Here is a 17839-nt window from a genome sequence, read left to right on the forward strand (position 1 = left end):
TACATTATCATCCCATCACTCATTAAAAAAGAAAGAATAATAAACCTTTACCTATATACTATCGGATTGTAAGCGATAAAACAAATCATTCGCCAATTAACCTATATATTAAATAATTATGTTAGTTGATAAGTTTTACTTATATACAAATGACAGAATTTCCTTTACGGTAAGTTTCGCGATTCGTTTCACGGGCGCCTTGTGCTGCGTCCCCCGTCCTACCGAAGAACGTTTGTACTCGTATATCCAATAGTCGTAGTCACCATTAAAAAGAATGGACGGTCTACATTAGATTGTCCATTCTTAATGGTTCACCTTCGGGAAGATTAGTTGGAAAGTACTGCCCTTTGTCTTATTTTTGAAAAATTTGAGGGATCCGTTGTGTTGTTCCATTATTTCCCTTGTGATATTTAATCCTAAACCAGTACCATTTTCTTTTGTTGTAAAAAAAGCTACCCCTAACTGATCCATTGATTCCTGAGGAATTCCAATACCTTCGTCTTCTACATTAATAATAATATGCTCATCCGTTGTATCGACATAAATACTAATATCCCCAGGTTCATCCATCGCCTCAATTCCATTCTTCACTAAATTGATCAGTACTTGTTTAATCTGGGATGGATCACAATAAATAACCCCGGAGATTGCTTCATCATATTTAATTGTGACGTTTTTAAACTTTGCCTGGGATTGCAGCAATACGACTACATCATTGATAAGATGATGGAGGTGCTCATTTTTCTTTTTGTTTGAAGAAGGCTTCGACATAAACAGAAGTTCAGATGTTATGGATTCAATTTTTTCAATTTCATCTTCCATAATTCTATAATATTCATCCTTATGGTTTACTCCTGCTTTAAGTAACTGTAGAAATCCCTTTATGGATGTTAATGGATTCCTGATCTCATGAGCAATGCTCGCGGCGAGTTGACCTACGACTGACATTCTTTCCGCTTGGACAATCATTTCTTTTGCTTCTTTATAGGCCCTCAAATCTTTCAGCAAACCAGCCACATATTTCCTTTTCGTTGATTTATCTTGAATCCGAGCTAAGCACACTTCCACATAGACAGCTTGTTTATTTTTATGAAGAAGTTCAACATGCATGCCTTCTTCTTTTTCCATGTCTAAGTACTGCTCGACTCTCTTTGGTTCGAGTGGTTGAATTCGCTCATACCATGGGTTTCCGATAAGCTCTTCCTGCCTATAACCCAGTAAGTTTTTCACGGACTGACTAACAAAACAGATTCGATCTTTATCATCCCAGACAATAAATGCATCATTTAAGTGATTCCCCATCCACTCCAGTATGTTTATTGGCAATTTGGGAAAATTGGAAAATAATAGCTGCTGCTCGAATTCTAATGAATAAATCTCTCCTATCTTCATTCAATTGTCCCCTTTCTTTTTAATGAAACAATAAAACCCTTCCCCCTAAATTAAAACATAATATATTTATATGTAATATTATCTATATGATTCGCTATCATTTTTATTCTGATAGATTGAAATGTGATGAATCTATCGACTGTTATACTTGTTACTTGAACAGTTTCTTCTTATAATGATGTTAAGTATATTTCTATCTTACTATAAAATATTCTAAAAATAAATTATTCAATTGTTTATAATCCCATTATTAATAATTTTGTCATAAAGTAAAGAAATAGGTGAATATTATTGAGTATTATTCTTGTATTATGGGGTTTTCTCCTAATTTCGCTTATGGGAATTGGCGGGTTCTTCATGTTCCGTAAGTTCCTGAAAAGCTTGCCTAAGGAAGACGGGAAATCTGTTCTGGACTGGCAAGAGCATTATGTCGATTTGACTAAAGAGATGTGGAGGGATGAGGAGAAAGCTTTACTAGACGAACTCGTCTCCCCTGTTCCCGAGCTATTCCGTGATGTCGCCCGCCAAACGATTGCAAGTAAAATTGGTGAAGTCGCCTTAAAGAAAAAGGAAGAAGTGATTACGCAAGATACATTAATTGAAGGTTATATCATTGCTACACCAAAACGTGACCATAAATTCTTGCGTAAAAAACTTAAGGAGAAAGGAATCCCAGTGGAACCGTATGAACATTTATTCCAACTCTCCAAAAATGACTATCGCACAAACTGGCAAGAGAGCTATAAGAAATAAGACAAAAAGCACCTCGCTTCTATGCAAGGTGCTTTTGCTCTGCTATTGACTTTCTAAGTTGCAGGTACTGATATAACATAGCAATCCGCCATGTAAGGATCATGCCGAATGCGAGCATGAAGAAGATTCCGCCGGTCTCTCCAAGTGAAATGTATCCACTGATTAATACCTTCAATGCTAAGCGGACGACGAGAAGTCCAAATAATATAAACGGAAACGCTTTTGACGGATTGAGGTAAATTTCGCCATCGTGAATCTTAAACTTCGAATACTTAATTAGAATAATAGAGAACACCATTCCAAGTGCAAAGGATTCGATAACTTGGAACCAGCTAATCTGGAATATGGGAAAGATATACATGAGAGCGCCAGTACTCATAAATAGCGGCGGTAGGATAATCTTCTTCACGGATGCAGGCTTCTTCCCCATTTTCAAACGAACAAAAATCATGATGACAGCCATCATTGTGGCTCCAATCGTACTTGCAATACCCCAAAACATGTTTTTATCACTCTCTCAAAAATTCTTACTCCCCATTATATCATCAATAGTTGCATTAAAAACCGTAAAAACCAAACCAGTTGGCAAGCAGTGCCGTCACATCGGTCATCCAATCAAAGAACAGGGCAACTCCGAAGAAGACCATCACATAGCCACCGATTTTAACAATTTTCATGCTGTGTTTCCTGATCCAATTCATCCTTCCGATAAAGAATGCCATAACGAGGAATGGAATCGCAAATCCTAAAATATAAGCGATCATCATAATCATTCCGAGCTCTGGATTGGATGCTGCAAGGGAGAACACAACCATTAAGATCGGTCCCGTACAAGGTGTCCAGCCGAGGGAAAACGCAATCCCGATTAATAGTGTACCGATGTATCCGGTTGGACGGCTTTTAAATTGAATCTGTCTGTTTTTCATTAGAAATTTAAAGTTTAAAACACCGACAATAACCAACCCAAAGAAAATAATTAAGATTGCACCGACTTGTCTAATGATATCTTGATAAGTCAATAAAAATGCTGAAATTGCGGAGGTAGAGAAACCAATCGCAATAAAAATACTCGAAAAACCGATCAGGAAGAAAATCGTATGGAGTAATGCTTGTCGGTTCATTTTTTTATTATCATCTTTAATTTCATTAATGCTCATACCTGTAATATAGGATAAAAATACAGGATATACAGGTAGGACACAGGGTGAAACAAAAGAAAGAAACCCAGCACCAAAGGCTAGAAATATATTGATTTCTGACATATAATCTCCCCTATATTTTTGTTATGTTCCCCTATTTTACCAGAAACGTCTTGGGAGTAGCGGCCTTGTTTTTGACAAAAAGACAACACTTACATCGTATTCCAACTCCTAGTATATAAGAATTGAGAGACCTTGTCGTTTGATTCGCACTTCAAACATCCGCTTATCTTGAAACAAATGAGTTACCAGCAACCCAAAAACGGTAGGGAAAGTCACGAGCTTCTCCTGTATTCGGTATTCCTATACGCGGTCCTGTCAGAATGTCATCAACCGTGATACCTTCAGCGATATATAACGGTTGTTTGTATATTCGCTCGCCATACGCTTGCATCGTTATTCCGAGCGCTTTCGTCAGCTTTCCAGGCCCGCTTGTCAAATTCTGCATTTTATTGACCGGACGTTTTTGCTTCATCAAGTCTATTCCAGTGTATGGTTCTACAGCGCGGATTAGGACTGCTTCCGGCTCACCGACTTCTCCACTCACGATATTAAGTAGACAATGCGTATGCATTCGGTAGGTATAAATTAGCCCCGCCTGATGATACATAATCTCCGTTCGCTTCGTTCGCCTGTATCCATAACTATGTGCAGCCCGGTCTACAGCACCGAGATAAGCCTCTGTTTCCACAATCACTCCGGAACTTATTCCTTCCTCTGTTTCATGGACAAGGATTTTACCGAGTAGTTCTTTTGCAAGCGTGAGCGTTGGCCGCCTGTAGAAACTTTCAGGTAGTATTTGAAAACTATTTTCGTCGTTTATCATTTGGCATTTCCTTTCTGTAAACTATTCTATATTAATAGTATAGATAAAAACATAAAAACCACTCTTTTCTGTTTAAAGTTAACAGAAAAAGTGGTTTTGAATTCGTGTGATGATGTTTTATTACTTATCTACCTGGTTATTCATTGCGCGCATCATTTGATTAATTTTCTTTTGTGATGGCTTTTGACCCATTTGCATCATTAATGTACGAAGCATTTGCTCATTAATTGGCGGATTCTTTTTCAAGTAGTTCATCATATATTTTCTTGCAATAAAAAACCCAAGAGCAACACCTGCTATTAAAGCTGCAATAGCAATTAATACTACCCAAATTGTGCTCATGTCTGCCTTCCTCCTTCGTTACTCTCTTCAACAAGTATATATAATTATGGGTAAGAATACAATCGATTTTGTAAACAATGGAATCAATCTATTGAAACCCTACCACAACAACATTAAATAGAATAATACAAGAAAAATAAAAACGCAAGATAGTTAAGTCGGTGAAACCTGTCCAGTGATCGAATTTAACTGCTTCATTTTCACTAAGTCAAGATATTGCTCTTGCCCATCTTTCCATTTCAATTAGTCTCGGTTCTACGTGTGTATGGTACTTACTTTTTCTACACCTTTGCTTTTACTCATGTCACATCACCTGCCTCCGTAATTTTAAGCATAGAAAAAGACACCCAATGAAGAGTGCCTGTAAAATTAATTATTTTATGTCAATACTCACTACTGAATCATTTAGTGCTTCAAAATTTTCATCCAAGATCATTAATTTAAACTCAAGATTTTCGTTCAGTTCTGGCAGTTCCTCATCAAGCGCCATAATTGAAAGTTCCGCATTTGATTTTTTTCCTCCAGCTACAGTTTCGCTAAAGAATACCATGTCATCAACCATAAGACCATCAAGTGACACTTCATGTGCCTGAACTTCTATAGTTTCATCAAGTTTATTTTCTATAGTTAATTTAACCTTATACTCATCGCCAAAGGTTTCATCTCTAATTGTCTCGATGCCTTGTAAGGAAACCATTGCATCATCATTATCCAGTAGTACCTCATCATAGGTGCTTGACTCAACTTCTTCAGATTCTTCAGCTGCTTCACTTTCTTCTGAATCAGAACTTCCTTCAACTTCTTCTTGCTCGGATTGTTTTTCTCCTTCTGAATCAACTTCCCCGATTTCCTTTTCCTCCGACTCGCTACCACACGCCGCTAAAGTTAAAGCGACAATCAATGACAAAAATAAAATTAAGACCTTCTTCATCACTATTCCCCCTAAAAAAGTAATGTTATAGGCATATTATCTTATATTTTGTAAACTATTTCAAGACTATTTTACTGAATAGATTGTTGCTTATTTTAAAAGTTAAATCCTCTATCTTCCCTTTGATGAAATGGACCATGGTAATTGATTTTTTTACAATCGATTTTGTAAACAATGGAATCAATCTATTGAAACCCTAACACAACAACATTAAATAGAATAACAAGAAAAATAAAAAATAGAAAAGCAAGATAATGCAAGTTAATGAGCCAATTTGAGACTACTTTTGGGGCTAGATTGGGACCGATATTTTGTGGGTAGACTTTAAAAATATGGGACAAATAAAAAACATGAGGCTGAGACATAACTTCTTAGTATGGTTATAAATCCGAACAAATGATAAGAAAGAGCATCAACAACCGCTCCGGGAATATACTACGCTTTCCGCAGGCGGCTGGTGAGCCTCCTCGGGCTGCCGCCCTGCGGGGTCTCACCGATGCCTTTCCTCCTGCTGGAGTCTCCGTATATTCCCAGAGCTAGTTAGCAGTTTTGTTCGGATTTAATTCATATTAGAATAGTTATGTCCCAGCCTCTTGTCAATCAATCCAAACGCCTACAATTGCATCCAACGGCAATTCCATACCCTCTAATCTTAAATAATTATTGAGCGGATCAACAGCCAATAACTTATCTCTAACTTTGTGATAATCATGATTTTTGAAATACTCCACTTCAACAGTTAATTCATTATGTAATGCTAGTTGTAGCTTTAAATTAATTTCCATTACGAGCTGTTCATCTAAGATCGGTTTCTCATTCCATTCATCACGAGCCCACATTTCTTTTAATAAATTTGCGTGCTCCGGTAGCATGATTGATGTCCATTTGATATTTCCTCTATCCTTCATTACACTATCTCCTTCCCAGGCCAAACGAAAAGATATTCAAGTTTCGACGTTCGGTCCTTTTTGCAGTTGTAACGGTAAACCAAGATGTGACTGTCATTCCTACAGACACGTATATATTGCTCGGTAGCTTTACCACTGTAATCATCCAAATAAAAAAGATAATAATCTTTTATTTGGATGATTAAGCTCTAAAATAACCCTTTTTTGCTAGCCTTCAATCAGAACTATTGTTCTCATTCCGATTTAATTGTATGCGAACTTTCATTCCATTTCAAGTGGGAATTAAAACCATTGATTCGCATCCTCTTTTAATTTTTTCAATTGTATGACCAGCTTGGATACTCTGGGGATTTGGACTATACCAATTCAAAAAACATGCCTGAAAGTAAAATACATTGTACAATAAGTATACTTGCGCTTTAAAGGAGGTTATCATCATGAAACGGCGGGTAGTCATTACTGGTACAGGTGTGATTTCTCCACTTGGTAATGACACAGACACACTTTGGAAAAATATAAAACAAGGTCAATCAGGGATTAAACGATTGGATTCTGAAAAATTCCGAGATATCAAGACAAAAATCGCCGGCTATATCGAGGATTTTCAAAGTGAAACATATCTTGAACCAAAAGAAGCACGACGTTATGATTTATTCACTCAATATGCGTATGCGGCCGCTACCCAGGCGCTTGAAGAATCCGGAATAAACTTGAAAAAGTTAAACAAAGACCGGGCAGGCGTTTATATTGGTTCGGGTGCCGGCGGGCTGACAACCTTGCTTGATAATTATAAAACCATGCTTGAAAAAGGATCTAATCGGGTCTCTCCCTTTATGCTGCCTGGCTCCATTTCTAATATGGCGAACGGCTTAACCGCTATAAAAACAGGTTTTCGTGGACCGAGTTTCTCCTCCGCTTCTGCGTGTGCAACGAGCAATCATGCGATTGGAGAAGCTTATCATAACATTGCTCATGGCTATTCCGATGTCATGCTTGCAGGCGGTGCTGAGGCGACCATCCATCCGTTTTACTTTGCAGGTTTTTCAAAAATGCGTGCGATGTCCACAAAAAATGATGCGCCGGAACAAGCCTCTCAGCCATTTAACAGCAATCGGGACGGCTTTGTCATGTCTGAAGGCGCCGGTGTACTGCTGCTTGAAGAATATGAACACGCAAAGCAGCGTGGCGCTAATATTCTCGGTGAAATTATCGGTTATGGGAGCACGACCGATGCCTATCATATTACCGATCCCGCACCCCACGGGGCACAGAAGGCAATGCAGCTAGCCATTGAGCGGGCAGGTATTTTACCGGAAGACGTCGATTACATCAATGCTCACGGAACGAGCACGCCAATTGGTGATGTATCCGAAACAACTGCTATTAAAGAAGTTTTTGGAGAACATGCTTATAGGTTGAAAGTTAGTTCTACCAAGTCAATGACGGGCCACTTGTTCGGAGCGGCGGGTGGCGTAGAAAGTATTATTACAGTAAAAAGTATGAACGAAAATATTTTTCCGCCAACGATGAATTTACATCAACCTGATCCAGAGTGTGATTTAGATTATGTACCGAACAAAGCCGTCAAGGGACATATTGAAATTGCTTTATCGAATGGATTTGGTTTTGGCGGACATAATGCCGTCCTTGTTTTTAAAAAAATGAAATAAATACATCATTGATTGAGAGGAGATTGTCATTGTCTAAGGCTTTATTAGCAAGTGTTGAAGAAAGAAGAAACAAATTAGAAAATCGTTTTCCCGTCTGGCCCCGTGATACGTTAGCCAGACATTTTGAAAAAGCGACAGAAGCTTATGCTGAGAAACCTTTTCTATATATTAACGGTGAAGAGCATCGTTACGGTGATATTTGGGAACGAGCAATCAAGTATGCGAAAGGCTTTATGCAGCTTGGTGTCAAACGCCGCGATCATATCGCTATTTTAATGGATAATGATGCATCCTTCCCCTCCCTCATGATTGCTGCATCGATGGTCGGAGCGGTATTTATTCCAATAAATTCAATGCTGACCAAAGGGGAAGTTGAATATATTTTGACCCAATCAGACGCCAAATACTTAGTTTTACAGGAAAAAGTCAAAGATAAACTGCATGGAAAAGCTGTTAAAGAGCTCATGTCAACACCAACGTTTCAAGAAAACAGCGTCCTTGAGAAAGTCATTAGTTTTGAAAAAGTGGGTGCAGAACCTATTGATGAACAGTTCCTGTCCCGGGAAGACTTTTTAAACGGAGCAAAGAAGATTTCCGATTCAGAGCTAGACGCACGCTGGGAGCTGTCCCGCTACCCAGATGAAGTAGCAATTATTATGTATACATCAGGTTCTACCGGCAGTCCTAAAGGGGTTATGTTAACGGATGATATGCTGCTCAGATGCTCGTATGGTACGGTCTTAAGTCGGGCGATAGAGGAAGGAAGAGTGACATTTGCACCGCTCCCGTTTTATCATTGTTTTGCGATTATTGAAGCGATTGGTGCCATGTCTTTTGTCGGAGGTTCAGTCGTTTCCGCACTAGGGGCTTCCCCGCTTAAATCCCTAGAGTTGATGGAGAAGTACCAAGCAAATGATTATCTCTGCGTCCCTTCCACGTTGATGCCAGTTTTAAATCATCCGAGGGTCGGGGAATTCGATTTATCGAATTTGTTCGCCATGTGGTGTGGAGCGGCCGCGGCACCCGTATCAGTTTGGCAAAAAGCGCTTGACGTTCTTGGTGTCACTGAAATGATCACAGGTTATGGACAAACTGAAGTGGTTTCATCCGGCGTAACTACAGAAATAGGCGATCCTTTAGAACGCATCTCCACCCGAGTCGGTCGTCCTAAACTGAATGGCGCGAGCGGTTTACCTGAGTTTAATGGGAGCAGTGTTCAATATAAAACGATTGACCGCGACACAGGTGAGGACTTACCAGACGGCGAAATCGGTGAGCTTGCTGTTAGAGGTGCTACCGTTACGCATGGTTATTATAAAAAGCCTGAAGAAACAGCTAAAGTCATTGATAAGGATGGTTGGCTCAGAACAGGCGATGTCGGCAGAATTGATGAAAATGGCTATATCCAAATGCTCGGCAGAAGTAAGGAAATGTTTAAAGTGTCCGGAGAACTTGTCTCACCAAGAGAGGTAGAGATTGCGATTTCTTATCATCCAGCCGTCGAAGCAGTACAGGTCGTCGGTGTCAGTGATAAAATCACAACTGAAATCGGAGCGGCCTTCATTGAATTAAAAGAAGGTGAAACCTTAAAACGAAAAGACGTCACCGATTGGTGTGCCGAGCGCTTAGCCAAATTTAAAGTTCCACGTCATGTTTGGTTTATAGAATCCTCAGACTGGCCAATGACGAGTACCGGTAAAGTGCAAAAGTTCCGTTTGCAAGACATCGCTGAAGAGCGAATCAAAAGATAAAGTGGAAAATCAATCAAAAAAAGAAAGGAGATTTTTATATTGACAGCAAAGTGGCATCAAACAAATTATCGTGTACCCTATAAAGACACAGACCGAATGGGCGTTGTCCATCACGGCAACTATATCAACTGGTTTGAAATGGCTCGGACCGAATGTATGCGCCACTACGGTGTGGCCTACAGTCATGTGGAAGAAAGGGGCTTCTTACTCCCGGTTCTTGGGGTCGAATGCGATTATAAACAATCGGCGACATTCGATGACTGTATTGCGATTTACACAAAAATCACTGACTATTCACCTATCAAACTCACATTTGCTTATGAGGCCCGGAAAATATCAGAAGAGAATTTCAACACAACACATAATCAAATCGTTATTGAACCTACAGGTGAACTCATTACTTCAAGTATCACAAAACATATGTGGGTTAATCAAGACTTCAAGCCAACGCGGCTCGAGCGATCTGCGCCTGATTTATACCGTGTTCTCGAGAAGTTTGGAGAGAAAGAGTAAGTACACGTGCAGTTGTTCGTTGAAAACCATTGAAAACTCTAATCTTACGTGAAAATTTACCGTCTGAAATCCATTTTAATTTATCGATTTCAGACGGCTTTTATACTAAAGAGGTTCATCTGGTTATAAACATCTATTCAACCTTGCAATAGATAAAAAATATAATTATGGGTAGGAAAAAAATATTTGATTATTGATCAATTTGTTATTTTTAACTGATAACCAGCCATAGTCATTCAAACGATTGTTTATGACAAAATAAAATCCTGGTGAATTACGAAGGATTGGAAAGAAGAATTCCTCTGCTTCTTGAATGGATGAACAAGTTAGTTCAATATGATGACCATCCTCATAGATCGTCAAACTTTTTCCTTCCCAAAAAATCTGTATGTATTTATCCTTCTTTTCTATGTTTACGTCATCGGTTAAGCTGCGCAGGTAAGCTGCCACAAGTGATAATTGGAGTGGTTCAATGACATAATTATATTGTAACTGCAAATAGGTAAGCCTTGGGCATTCTTTAAACTCTTTGAAAAAACGGAAAAGAACACTTGTCTTATAGAAATAATGTACGGCTATCTCGGATTTAACAGAAAAAATAGAATACGTATACATGGAAAGCACTCCTTTTTCATTCCATTATACGTATTCCGCGATACGATTACTGTCATATTCTGTTATAAATTCCCACTAGTTTTGTCGATTAAAAAATTGGCCTCTAAAACATTCGCGTTTTAGAGGCCTGCTCTTCTTTTGAAAATCTAGCTAATCTTAGTTATTAACAAGTTTTTCAGTTAGTTGTACGACATTTTCAACAGTGAATCCAAACTCTGCTACAACTTTATCTCCTGGGGCTGATGCACCAAAGCGATCGATCGCAAGAATGTCACCTTCTGTACCTATGTAGCGGTCCCACCCGAAGGATGCACCCATTTCGATACCTAGACGCTTCGTAACATTCTTAGGCAGTACACTATTCTTATATGCTTCGTCTTGTTTGTTAAAGCGATCCCATGATGGCATGCTTACTACGGAGACGTCAATTCCTTTTTCTTTCAGCGCTTTTTGTGCTTCTACAGCGAGTTGTACTTCAGAACCAGTTGCTAGCAGTAAAGCATCCGCTGTTTCTTTCTCAGCTGGACTTACAATGTATGCACCCTTCTTCACGCCTTCATAAGCTTTCTGGACTGTACCAGGAAGGGTCGGTAGGTTCTGTCTAGTAAGAACAAGTGCTGTCGGCTCATCTTTAGATTCTAACGCAAGTCTCCATGCTGCAGCAGTTTCATTCGCATCTGCTGGACGGATTAAGGAAAGGCCAGGCATTGCACGTAATGCAGCAAGATGTTCAATCGGTTCGTGAGTCGGACCATCTTCCCCTACCGCAATCGAGTCATGCGTAAACACATATGTTACCGGTGTCTTCATGATCGAAGCTAGACGAATGGATGGGCGTAAGTAGTCACTGAACACAAAGAACGTTCCGCCATAAACTTTCAAACCGCCATGAAGTGCCATACCGTTTAAGGCAGCACCCATTGCGTGTTCACGAACACCAAACCAGATGTTGCGCCCTGCATAATCTGCTTTTGTGAAGTCACCTTCATCGTTCATCATTGTTTTGTTCGAACCTGCCAAGTCTGCACTACCACCGAAGAAAGTAGGTACTGCTTTAGCGATTGCGTTTAACACTTCACCAGAGGATGCACGAGTTGCAAGAGAGCTTCCTTCTTCAAATACAGGAATCGCTTCTTCCCAATTAACTGGAAGTTCACCTTTGATAGCTTGTTCCAATTGTTCTGCTTCTTCCGGATATTTTTCTTTGTAAGTAGCGAATTGGTCATTCCAAGCATCTTCTGCTTTCTTGCCATTATCTTGAATTTTCTCTTTGAAATCAGCGTACACTTCTTCTGGTACGTTGAATTCTTCGTGAGCCCATTTGTAATATTCTTTTGTAAGTGTTACTTCATCTTTACCTAATGGCGCTCCGTGGGAAGCTGCTGAGTTTGATTTGTTTGGTGAGCCGTATCCGATAATTGTTTTTACTTCGATTAATGTTGGTTGATCAGTGTTTGCTTGCGCTTCCTTAATGGCTGCACGGAGAGCATCTACATCATTACCATCTTCCACACGAATTACTTGCCAACCGTATGCTTTGAAACGACTTTCTGTATCCTCTGAGAAGGAACGATCAAGTTCACCATCTAGAGAAATATCATTCGAATCATATAGAGCAATTAGCTTACCTAAGCCAAGGTGGCCCGCTAAGGAAGCTGCTTCATGGGAAATACCTTCCATCAAGTCACCGTCACTCACCAGTGCATATGTGTAATGATCGATGATGGATGCATCTTCTTTATTAAATCTTGCCGCAAGATGTGCTTCTGCCATTGCCATTCCAACAGACATTGCAATACCTTGTCCAAGTGGTCCAGTAGTTGCTTCTACACCGTCTGTATCGAGAACCTCCGGATGTCCAGGTGTCCGGGAATTCCATTGACGGAAGTTTTTAAGATCATCAATTGTAACATCATAGCCTGAAAGATGTAATAGGCTGTATAACAGCATAGAACCGTGTCCTGCAGATAAAACAAAACGGTCACGATTAAACCATTTTGAGTTTTTTGGGTTATGATTCATAAAATCAGTCCATAGCGTGTAGGCCATAGGTGCAGCACCCATCGGTAGACCCGGGTGGCCAGAATTGGCTTTCTCAATCGCATCAATTGAAAGTGTGCGGATCGTATTGATCGATAGTTGTTCAATATTAGACATAATTATCTCCTTTCAAAGTTCCACAATAATATGTATCTATTTTCTATTCTATAATGAATGTGCAAACTTCACAAGCGAATTAAGTCGAATGCCCAAACAAATTAGTGCTTTTCATTTCTTTTTTGCATATCTTTCACCTTTAGTGGAGTGACGTCATTACCTGCTGGATCAATAACTTTAAGGGTTTTCAGTTGGTTTGTAAATGAACCGCGGATGTTTTGTAAATATTCTTCGCGGAGTTGTTTTTGCTCGGATTTTTCCTCATCGGTTAGGGAGGATTTTTTTGCTTTTTTTGCTAGCTCGTTAATCCGCGCAAGTTTTTCTTTTGATAACATATATGTACCTCCTCTTACAGTTTCCATGAAGGATTAATGCAGGTTGTATCTAACATGTAATAATACCCTACTTTGTACAATAATAACCGTAATTATTTGTAGTATTATTATTGTTTTTCACATTTATTTATAAAGCATAAAACAAAAAAAGACAAGCAATACAACTTGTCTCATTTAAGGTTTTCATTTTGCAGGTCGCTATTTTGTTCATACTCTTGATAACGACGGTGGACGGTTGCTTTTGAAATATTATACCCCAAGCCATTTAATGTGCTTGTGATTTCCCCGAAAGTAAGTTTTTTATCGCGAAGACGTACAATTTCCTCAAGCGGCACTTCCAATCTTTCTCTCCCCGGTGCTTTTCCGATATTTTTTAAATTATTTCTCGGATTATATCCATCTTTTACTGCCCGTTGCATTCCACGTTTAATTTTCAAATTATGAATTTTCCTTTGGTATTCCTCGACAATACCGACAATCTGTAAAACCATAGAATCTGATTCTGATAATTCCAGCTCTCCATCATGAATCGCTGTGTATATAGAAATATTTAACTTTTGTAATTGATGAAACAGGGCTATTTTCGTATTCCCTCTACCTAGTCTCGTTTCATCTTGAATTAATAGGCATTCCGCTTCCTCATTTGAAAAATGTTCAAGCATTTCAAAGATACCGTCCCTATTAATCTCATAACCACTCACCTGCTCTTCAATACATGTAACGACATCCAATCCTTGTCGGGTCGCTAGTTCATACAATTCTTCTTTTTGCCTAGCGAGTGATGATTCCTGTTCTTTTTTATCTGTGCTTACTCTACAATAGATGACTGCTTTCACGATTCGATTTCTCCTTCTTGGGTGATTAAGCATTGGCAATGAGAGAGAAATATAAGAATACCAAAGTTAAGATGAAACCGACAGTAAAGAATATATCTTCTTTTGAATACTTCGCAAATAATCTATTGAACATAGTTAAATCCCTCCACTTTTTTAGAACTTTTGTTCTAGAACGTATTATCGCACGAACAAGTGGTCCTGTCAACAGTTTTTTCGAACGAACGTTTGCATAATCTTTCTTACGATGGTAAACTAGTAATAATAAATCCTATGTAAGAGGTGATAAATAGATGACAAAAGTTTCTAAAAGACAACAGATGATTTTAGATTTTATAAAAAAAGAAGTTCATGCAAAAGGTTATCCACCATCCGTTCGAGAAATCGCTGTGGCTGTCGGACTTGCATCGAGTTCAACCGTTCATGGACACTTGGAAAGATTAGAAGCAAAAGGGTTTATCCGTCGTGACCCGACTAAGCCAAGGGCCATTGAAATATTAGATCAAGACGGTGAAGGGAATATTCCGAAAAATACAGCTCGTTATGCTCCAGTAATCGGTAAGGTTACTGCTGGAATACCCATTACCGCTGTTGAAAATATCGAGGAGTATGTCCCTGTGCCGAGTTCACATGCGAGCCCGGATGATAATTTATTTGTCCTTGTCATTGAAGGTGAAAGTATGATTGAAGCTGGTATTCTTGAAGGTGACATGGTCATTGTAAAACAGCAGAACACGGCTAATAATGGAGATATCGTTGTAGCGATGACAGATGATGACGAGGCAACGGTGAAGCGTTTCTTTAAAGAAGAAAAAATGATTCGCTTGCAACCAGAAAACGCTACAATGGAACCATTATTTTATGAAAAGGTTAGTATTTTAGGTAAAGTAATCGGATTATACAGAGATATTCATTAAAAAACATCTGATCTTCGCATTCGGTGCAAAGATCAGATGTTTTGTTTACAAGATTAATAGGATGTTAAATATTGTTCGCGCTCCCAAGGATGAACTGTATTATTAAACATTTGCCACTCATATTCTTTTGCTTCCACATAATTTTGATAGAGATGTTTTCCTAGTGCCTGAATAATGACAGGGTCTTTTTCCATCTCATCAAGCGCTTCTTTCAATGTGGCTGGTAAATCTTTCACTCCATTTTCTATTCTTTCTTTTTTCGTCATTGCATAAATGTTCTGGTCAACTGCTTGTGGTGGTTGTAATTTATGTTCGATCCCGTCTAGGCCTGAAGCAAGCAAGACAGAAAGTGCCAAATATGGATTTGATGCCGGATCCACACTTCTTACTTCAACACGTGTACTCACACCTCTTGAACTTGGTATCCGTAATAACGGACTCCGGTTCGAACTGGACCAAGCTACATAACAAGGTGCTTGGTAACCTGGTACGAGCCGTTTATATGAGTTTACAATTGGGTTTGTCACTGCAGTGAAGTTAGTTGCATGTTCCAGAAGCCCAGCGATAAATTGGCTAGCTATATCCGTCAATTGGCGTTCACTTGCTTCATCAAAAAACATATTTTCACCGTCTTTAAACAGGGACATGTTGACATGCATCCCTGAGCCGTCTACACCAAATAGTGGTTTCGGCATAAATGTCGCGTGCAGATTATGTCTTCTTGCGACCGTTTTAACGACAAGCTTAAACGTTTGGATATCGTCCGCGTGACGAACAGCATCCGAGTATTCAAAGTCAATTTCATGTTGTCCTGGTGCACCCTCATGGTGCGATGCTTCAATTTTAAAGCCCATTTCTTCCAGTTCCAGAACAATATCCCGCCTGCAGTTTTCCCCAAGATCTGTCGGGGCAAGATCGAAATAACCACCGTGATCATTCAACTCAAGAATTGGTTCACCTTTTTCATTCAGCTTGAATAAAAAGAATTCCGGTTCGGTACCGATATTAAATGTATCAAATCCGAGCTCTTCCATCCGTTTCAAATTTCTTTTTAAAATATAACGGGGACATCCCGAAAATGGTGTTCCATCCGCATTGTAAATATCACAGATGAAACGGGCTACTTTTCCTTTATCAGATGTCCAAGGAAATACAACAAAGGAATCTAAGTCCGGATATAAATACATGTCTGATTCCTCAATACGCACGAACCCTTCGATTGAAGAACCATCAAACATCATCTTATTGTTTAACGCTTTATCCAATTGACTGAGTGGTATCTCCACATTTTTAATTGTTCCAAGAATATCGGTAAATTGCAGTCTAATAAAGCGGACATTTTCCTCTTTAATCTTTTCTTTGATCGTTTCCTTTGTAATTTCGGTTCCCAACTAAATCTCCTCCAACTATTAGTTTGGATGTTAATCTCCACCCAAATATTACTATACCCTATTCAACGAGGAGAAAACCTTTTTTCTCAAGTGCTGTGACTGCCCGGGTTAAAGCAAGTTTTACGTGGGAATACGTAAGCCCCCCTTGAACGTAAGCCGTGTACGGAGCACGGATTGGTCCATCTGCGGATAATTCAATGCTTGATCCTTGGATGAATGTTCCCCCTGCCATAATGACTTCATCTTCATAGCCTGGCATTTCACTTGGAAATGGTGTCACATAAGCATTTACAGGGGAATTCTCTTGGATTGCCTGGCAAAATGCAATCATTTGCTCCGCTGTATCGAATGTGACGGATTGGATTAAATCGGTCCGTTTGCTCTGGTAAGCTGGTGTCGTTGTAAACCCGGCCAATTCAAGGAATCGTGATGTAAATATTGCGCCCTTTAATGCTTCGCCAACTACATGAGGAGCGAGGAAAAATCCTTGAAACAGTTCTTGCAGCATGTTTAATGTCGCTCCGCTTTCTTTCCCTAGTCCAGGTGCAGTTAAACGGTTGGCACATTGTTCGACCAAAAGTTCGTCTCCCACAATATAGCCACCAGAGCGAACAATTCCTCCGCCTGGATTTTTAATGAGGGACCCTGCCATCAGATTAACACCTACATGAGTTGGTTCCAGCTCTTCCACAAATTCACCGTAACAATTATCAACAAATACGATAACGTCATCTTTTATTTCTTTTACAAAATCGACCATTTCTTTAATTTCTGCCACTGTGAAAGAAGGTCGGTCATCATAACCTTTTGAACGCTGAATGCCGATTACTTTCGTATTTGCTCGGATTCTTTGACTGACGGCAGCAAAATCAACAGCCCCGTCCTCCTGCAAATCAACTTCTCCATAACCGATTGCATACTCTTTTAATGAACCTGGAGAATTTCCTCTTTTACCAACTACTTCTTCGAGCGTATCGTACGGCTTTCCTGTTATATATAGGAGTTCATCTCCTGGTCGAAGCACACCAAATAAGGCGGTCGAGATGGCATGTGTACCGGAAACGAGTTGGGGACGGACGAGCGCATCTTCTGTCCCGAATACATCACGATATACCGCTTCAAGCGCGTCCCTGCCCATATCATCATACCCATAACCAGTTGTAGAGTTAAAATGGCTGTCACTTACCCGATTTTCAATAAAAGCATCGAGCACACGTTGCTGATTTTTCTCCACTACGGTATTTACTTGTTCTTTCAATGTTTTAATATCTTGTTCTGTCTGGTTGATTAAGTCCAAAAGCATATT

Annotated in this window: 18 protein-coding genes; 5 read left to right on the forward strand and 13 right to left on the reverse strand. The window is 39.4% G+C overall.

Annotated features, from left to right (window positions below; translation table 11 throughout):
* Positions 1 to 303: 303 nt before the first annotated feature.
* Positions 304 to 1392, reverse strand: coding sequence for an ATP-binding protein (locus tag WKU33_RS05315; RefSeq protein WP_156856480.1), 1089 nt, complete (start codon positions 1390 to 1392; stop codon positions 304 to 306).
* 291 nt (positions 1393 to 1683) lie between these two features.
* Between WKU33_RS05315 and WKU33_RS05320 the strand changes: the two genes are divergently transcribed.
* Positions 1684 to 2145 carry a DUF2621 family protein gene (locus tag WKU33_RS05320; RefSeq protein ID WP_156856479.1) on the forward strand — a complete coding sequence of 154 codons (462 nt, stop codon included), beginning with the start codon at positions 1684 to 1686 and terminating at the stop codon, positions 2143 to 2145.
* 19 nt (positions 2146 to 2164) lie between these two features.
* Here the strand turns inward: WKU33_RS05320 and WKU33_RS05325 are convergent, their stop codons facing one another.
* The 6 genes from WKU33_RS05325 to WKU33_RS05350 all read right to left on the reverse strand — a co-directional run bounded on the left by WKU33_RS05325 (position 2165) and on the right by WKU33_RS05350 (position 6351).
* Positions 2165 to 2647: a CcdC family protein gene (locus WKU33_RS05325; RefSeq protein WP_156856478.1), complete on the reverse strand. Its 483-nt coding sequence runs from the start codon at positions 2645 to 2647 to the stop codon at positions 2165 to 2167.
* A gap of 55 nt (positions 2648 to 2702) precedes the next feature.
* Positions 2703 to 3407 (reverse strand): cytochrome c biogenesis CcdA family protein, encoded by a 705-nt coding sequence (locus WKU33_RS05330; protein ID WP_156856477.1) that lies wholly within the window; start codon positions 3405 to 3407, stop codon positions 2703 to 2705.
* 163 nt (positions 3408 to 3570) lie between these two features.
* Positions 3571 to 4170 (reverse strand): DNA-3-methyladenine glycosylase, encoded by a 600-nt coding sequence (locus WKU33_RS05335; RefSeq protein ID WP_156856476.1) that lies wholly within the window; start codon positions 4168 to 4170, stop codon positions 3571 to 3573.
* A 120-nt stretch (positions 4171 to 4290) separates the two neighbouring features.
* Positions 4291 to 4512, reverse strand: coding sequence for a YneF family protein (locus tag WKU33_RS05340; RefSeq protein ID WP_156856475.1), 222 nt, complete (start codon positions 4510 to 4512; stop codon positions 4291 to 4293).
* A gap of 373 nt (positions 4513 to 4885) precedes the next feature.
* A complete protein-coding gene (locus tag WKU33_RS05345; protein ID WP_156856474.1) occupies positions 4886 to 5443 on the reverse strand; it encodes a hypothetical protein in 558 nt (185 codons plus the stop codon).
* Between the two features lie 596 nt (positions 5444 to 6039).
* Positions 6040 to 6351: a YolD-like family protein gene (locus WKU33_RS05350; RefSeq protein ID WP_156856473.1), complete on the reverse strand. Its 312-nt coding sequence runs from the start codon at positions 6349 to 6351 to the stop codon at positions 6040 to 6042.
* Positions 6352 to 6788: 437 nt separating this feature from the next.
* On the opposite strand from WKU33_RS05350, the gene fabF reads away from it, so the two are divergent.
* From fabF to WKU33_RS05365, 3 genes are read left to right on the forward strand one after another with little or no spacing between them, the layout of a single operon-like run.
* Positions 6789 to 8021: a beta-ketoacyl-ACP synthase II gene (fabF, locus tag WKU33_RS05355; RefSeq protein ID WP_340453572.1), complete on the forward strand. Its 1233-nt coding sequence runs from the start codon at positions 6789 to 6791 to the stop codon at positions 8019 to 8021.
* 29 nt (positions 8022 to 8050) lie between these two features.
* The gene (locus WKU33_RS05360; protein WP_156856471.1) at positions 8051 to 9772 is read left to right on the forward strand and encodes a class I adenylate-forming enzyme family protein; all 1722 of its coding nucleotides are present in this window, start codon (positions 8051 to 8053) and stop codon (positions 9770 to 9772) included.
* A 39-nt stretch (positions 9773 to 9811) separates the two neighbouring features.
* Entirely contained in the window at positions 9812 to 10285 is a 474-nt protein-coding gene (locus tag WKU33_RS05365; RefSeq protein WP_340453574.1) for an acyl-CoA thioesterase, read from the forward strand.
* A gap of 165 nt (positions 10286 to 10450) precedes the next feature.
* Here WKU33_RS05365 and sirA read toward each other — a convergent pair whose 3' ends face one another.
* The 4 genes from sirA to WKU33_RS05385 all read right to left on the reverse strand — a co-directional run bounded on the left by sirA (position 10451) and on the right by WKU33_RS05385 (position 14228).
* Positions 10451 to 10900, reverse strand: coding sequence for a sporulation inhibitor of replication protein SirA (sirA, locus tag WKU33_RS05370; protein ID WP_156856469.1), 450 nt, complete (start codon positions 10898 to 10900; stop codon positions 10451 to 10453).
* Positions 10901 to 11056: 156 nt separating this feature from the next.
* Positions 11057 to 13057 carry a transketolase gene (gene tkt, locus WKU33_RS05375; RefSeq protein ID WP_445321681.1) on the reverse strand — a complete coding sequence of 667 codons (2001 nt, stop codon included), beginning with the start codon at positions 13055 to 13057 and terminating at the stop codon, positions 11057 to 11059.
* 101 nt (positions 13058 to 13158) lie between these two features.
* Positions 13159 to 13392 carry a DUF896 domain-containing protein gene (locus tag WKU33_RS05380; protein ID WP_156856467.1) on the reverse strand — a complete coding sequence of 78 codons (234 nt, stop codon included), beginning with the start codon at positions 13390 to 13392 and terminating at the stop codon, positions 13159 to 13161.
* Between the two features lie 170 nt (positions 13393 to 13562).
* Complete coding sequence (locus tag WKU33_RS05385) at positions 13563 to 14228, reverse strand: YneB family resolvase-like protein (protein ID WP_156856466.1); 666 nt, start codon at positions 14226 to 14228, stop codon at positions 13563 to 13565.
* Between the two features lie 290 nt (positions 14229 to 14518).
* On the opposite strand from WKU33_RS05385, the gene lexA reads away from it, so the two are divergent.
* Entirely contained in the window at positions 14519 to 15142 is a 624-nt protein-coding gene (lexA, locus tag WKU33_RS05390) for a transcriptional repressor LexA (protein ID WP_156856465.1), read from the forward strand.
* Between the two features lie 53 nt (positions 15143 to 15195).
* On the opposite strand, the gene glnA is transcribed toward lexA, so the two are convergent.
* Together glnA and WKU33_RS05400 are read right to left on the reverse strand one after the other, a co-directional pair.
* On the reverse strand, positions 15196 to 16533 hold the full coding sequence (gene glnA / locus WKU33_RS05395) for a type I glutamate--ammonia ligase (RefSeq protein ID WP_156856464.1): 1338 nt from the start codon (positions 16531 to 16533) through the stop codon (positions 15196 to 15198).
* Between the two features lie 58 nt (positions 16534 to 16591).
* Positions 16592 to 17836, reverse strand: a complete 1245-nt coding sequence (locus WKU33_RS05400; protein WP_156856463.1) for a methionine gamma-lyase family protein — start codon at positions 17834 to 17836, stop codon at positions 16592 to 16594.
* Positions 17837 to 17839 lie beyond the last annotated feature (3 nt).

This window comes from Oceanobacillus sp. HCA-5259, assembly GCF_037892815.1.
Lineage (GTDB): Bacteria > Bacillota > Bacilli > Bacillales > Amphibacillaceae > Oceanobacillus > Oceanobacillus indicireducens.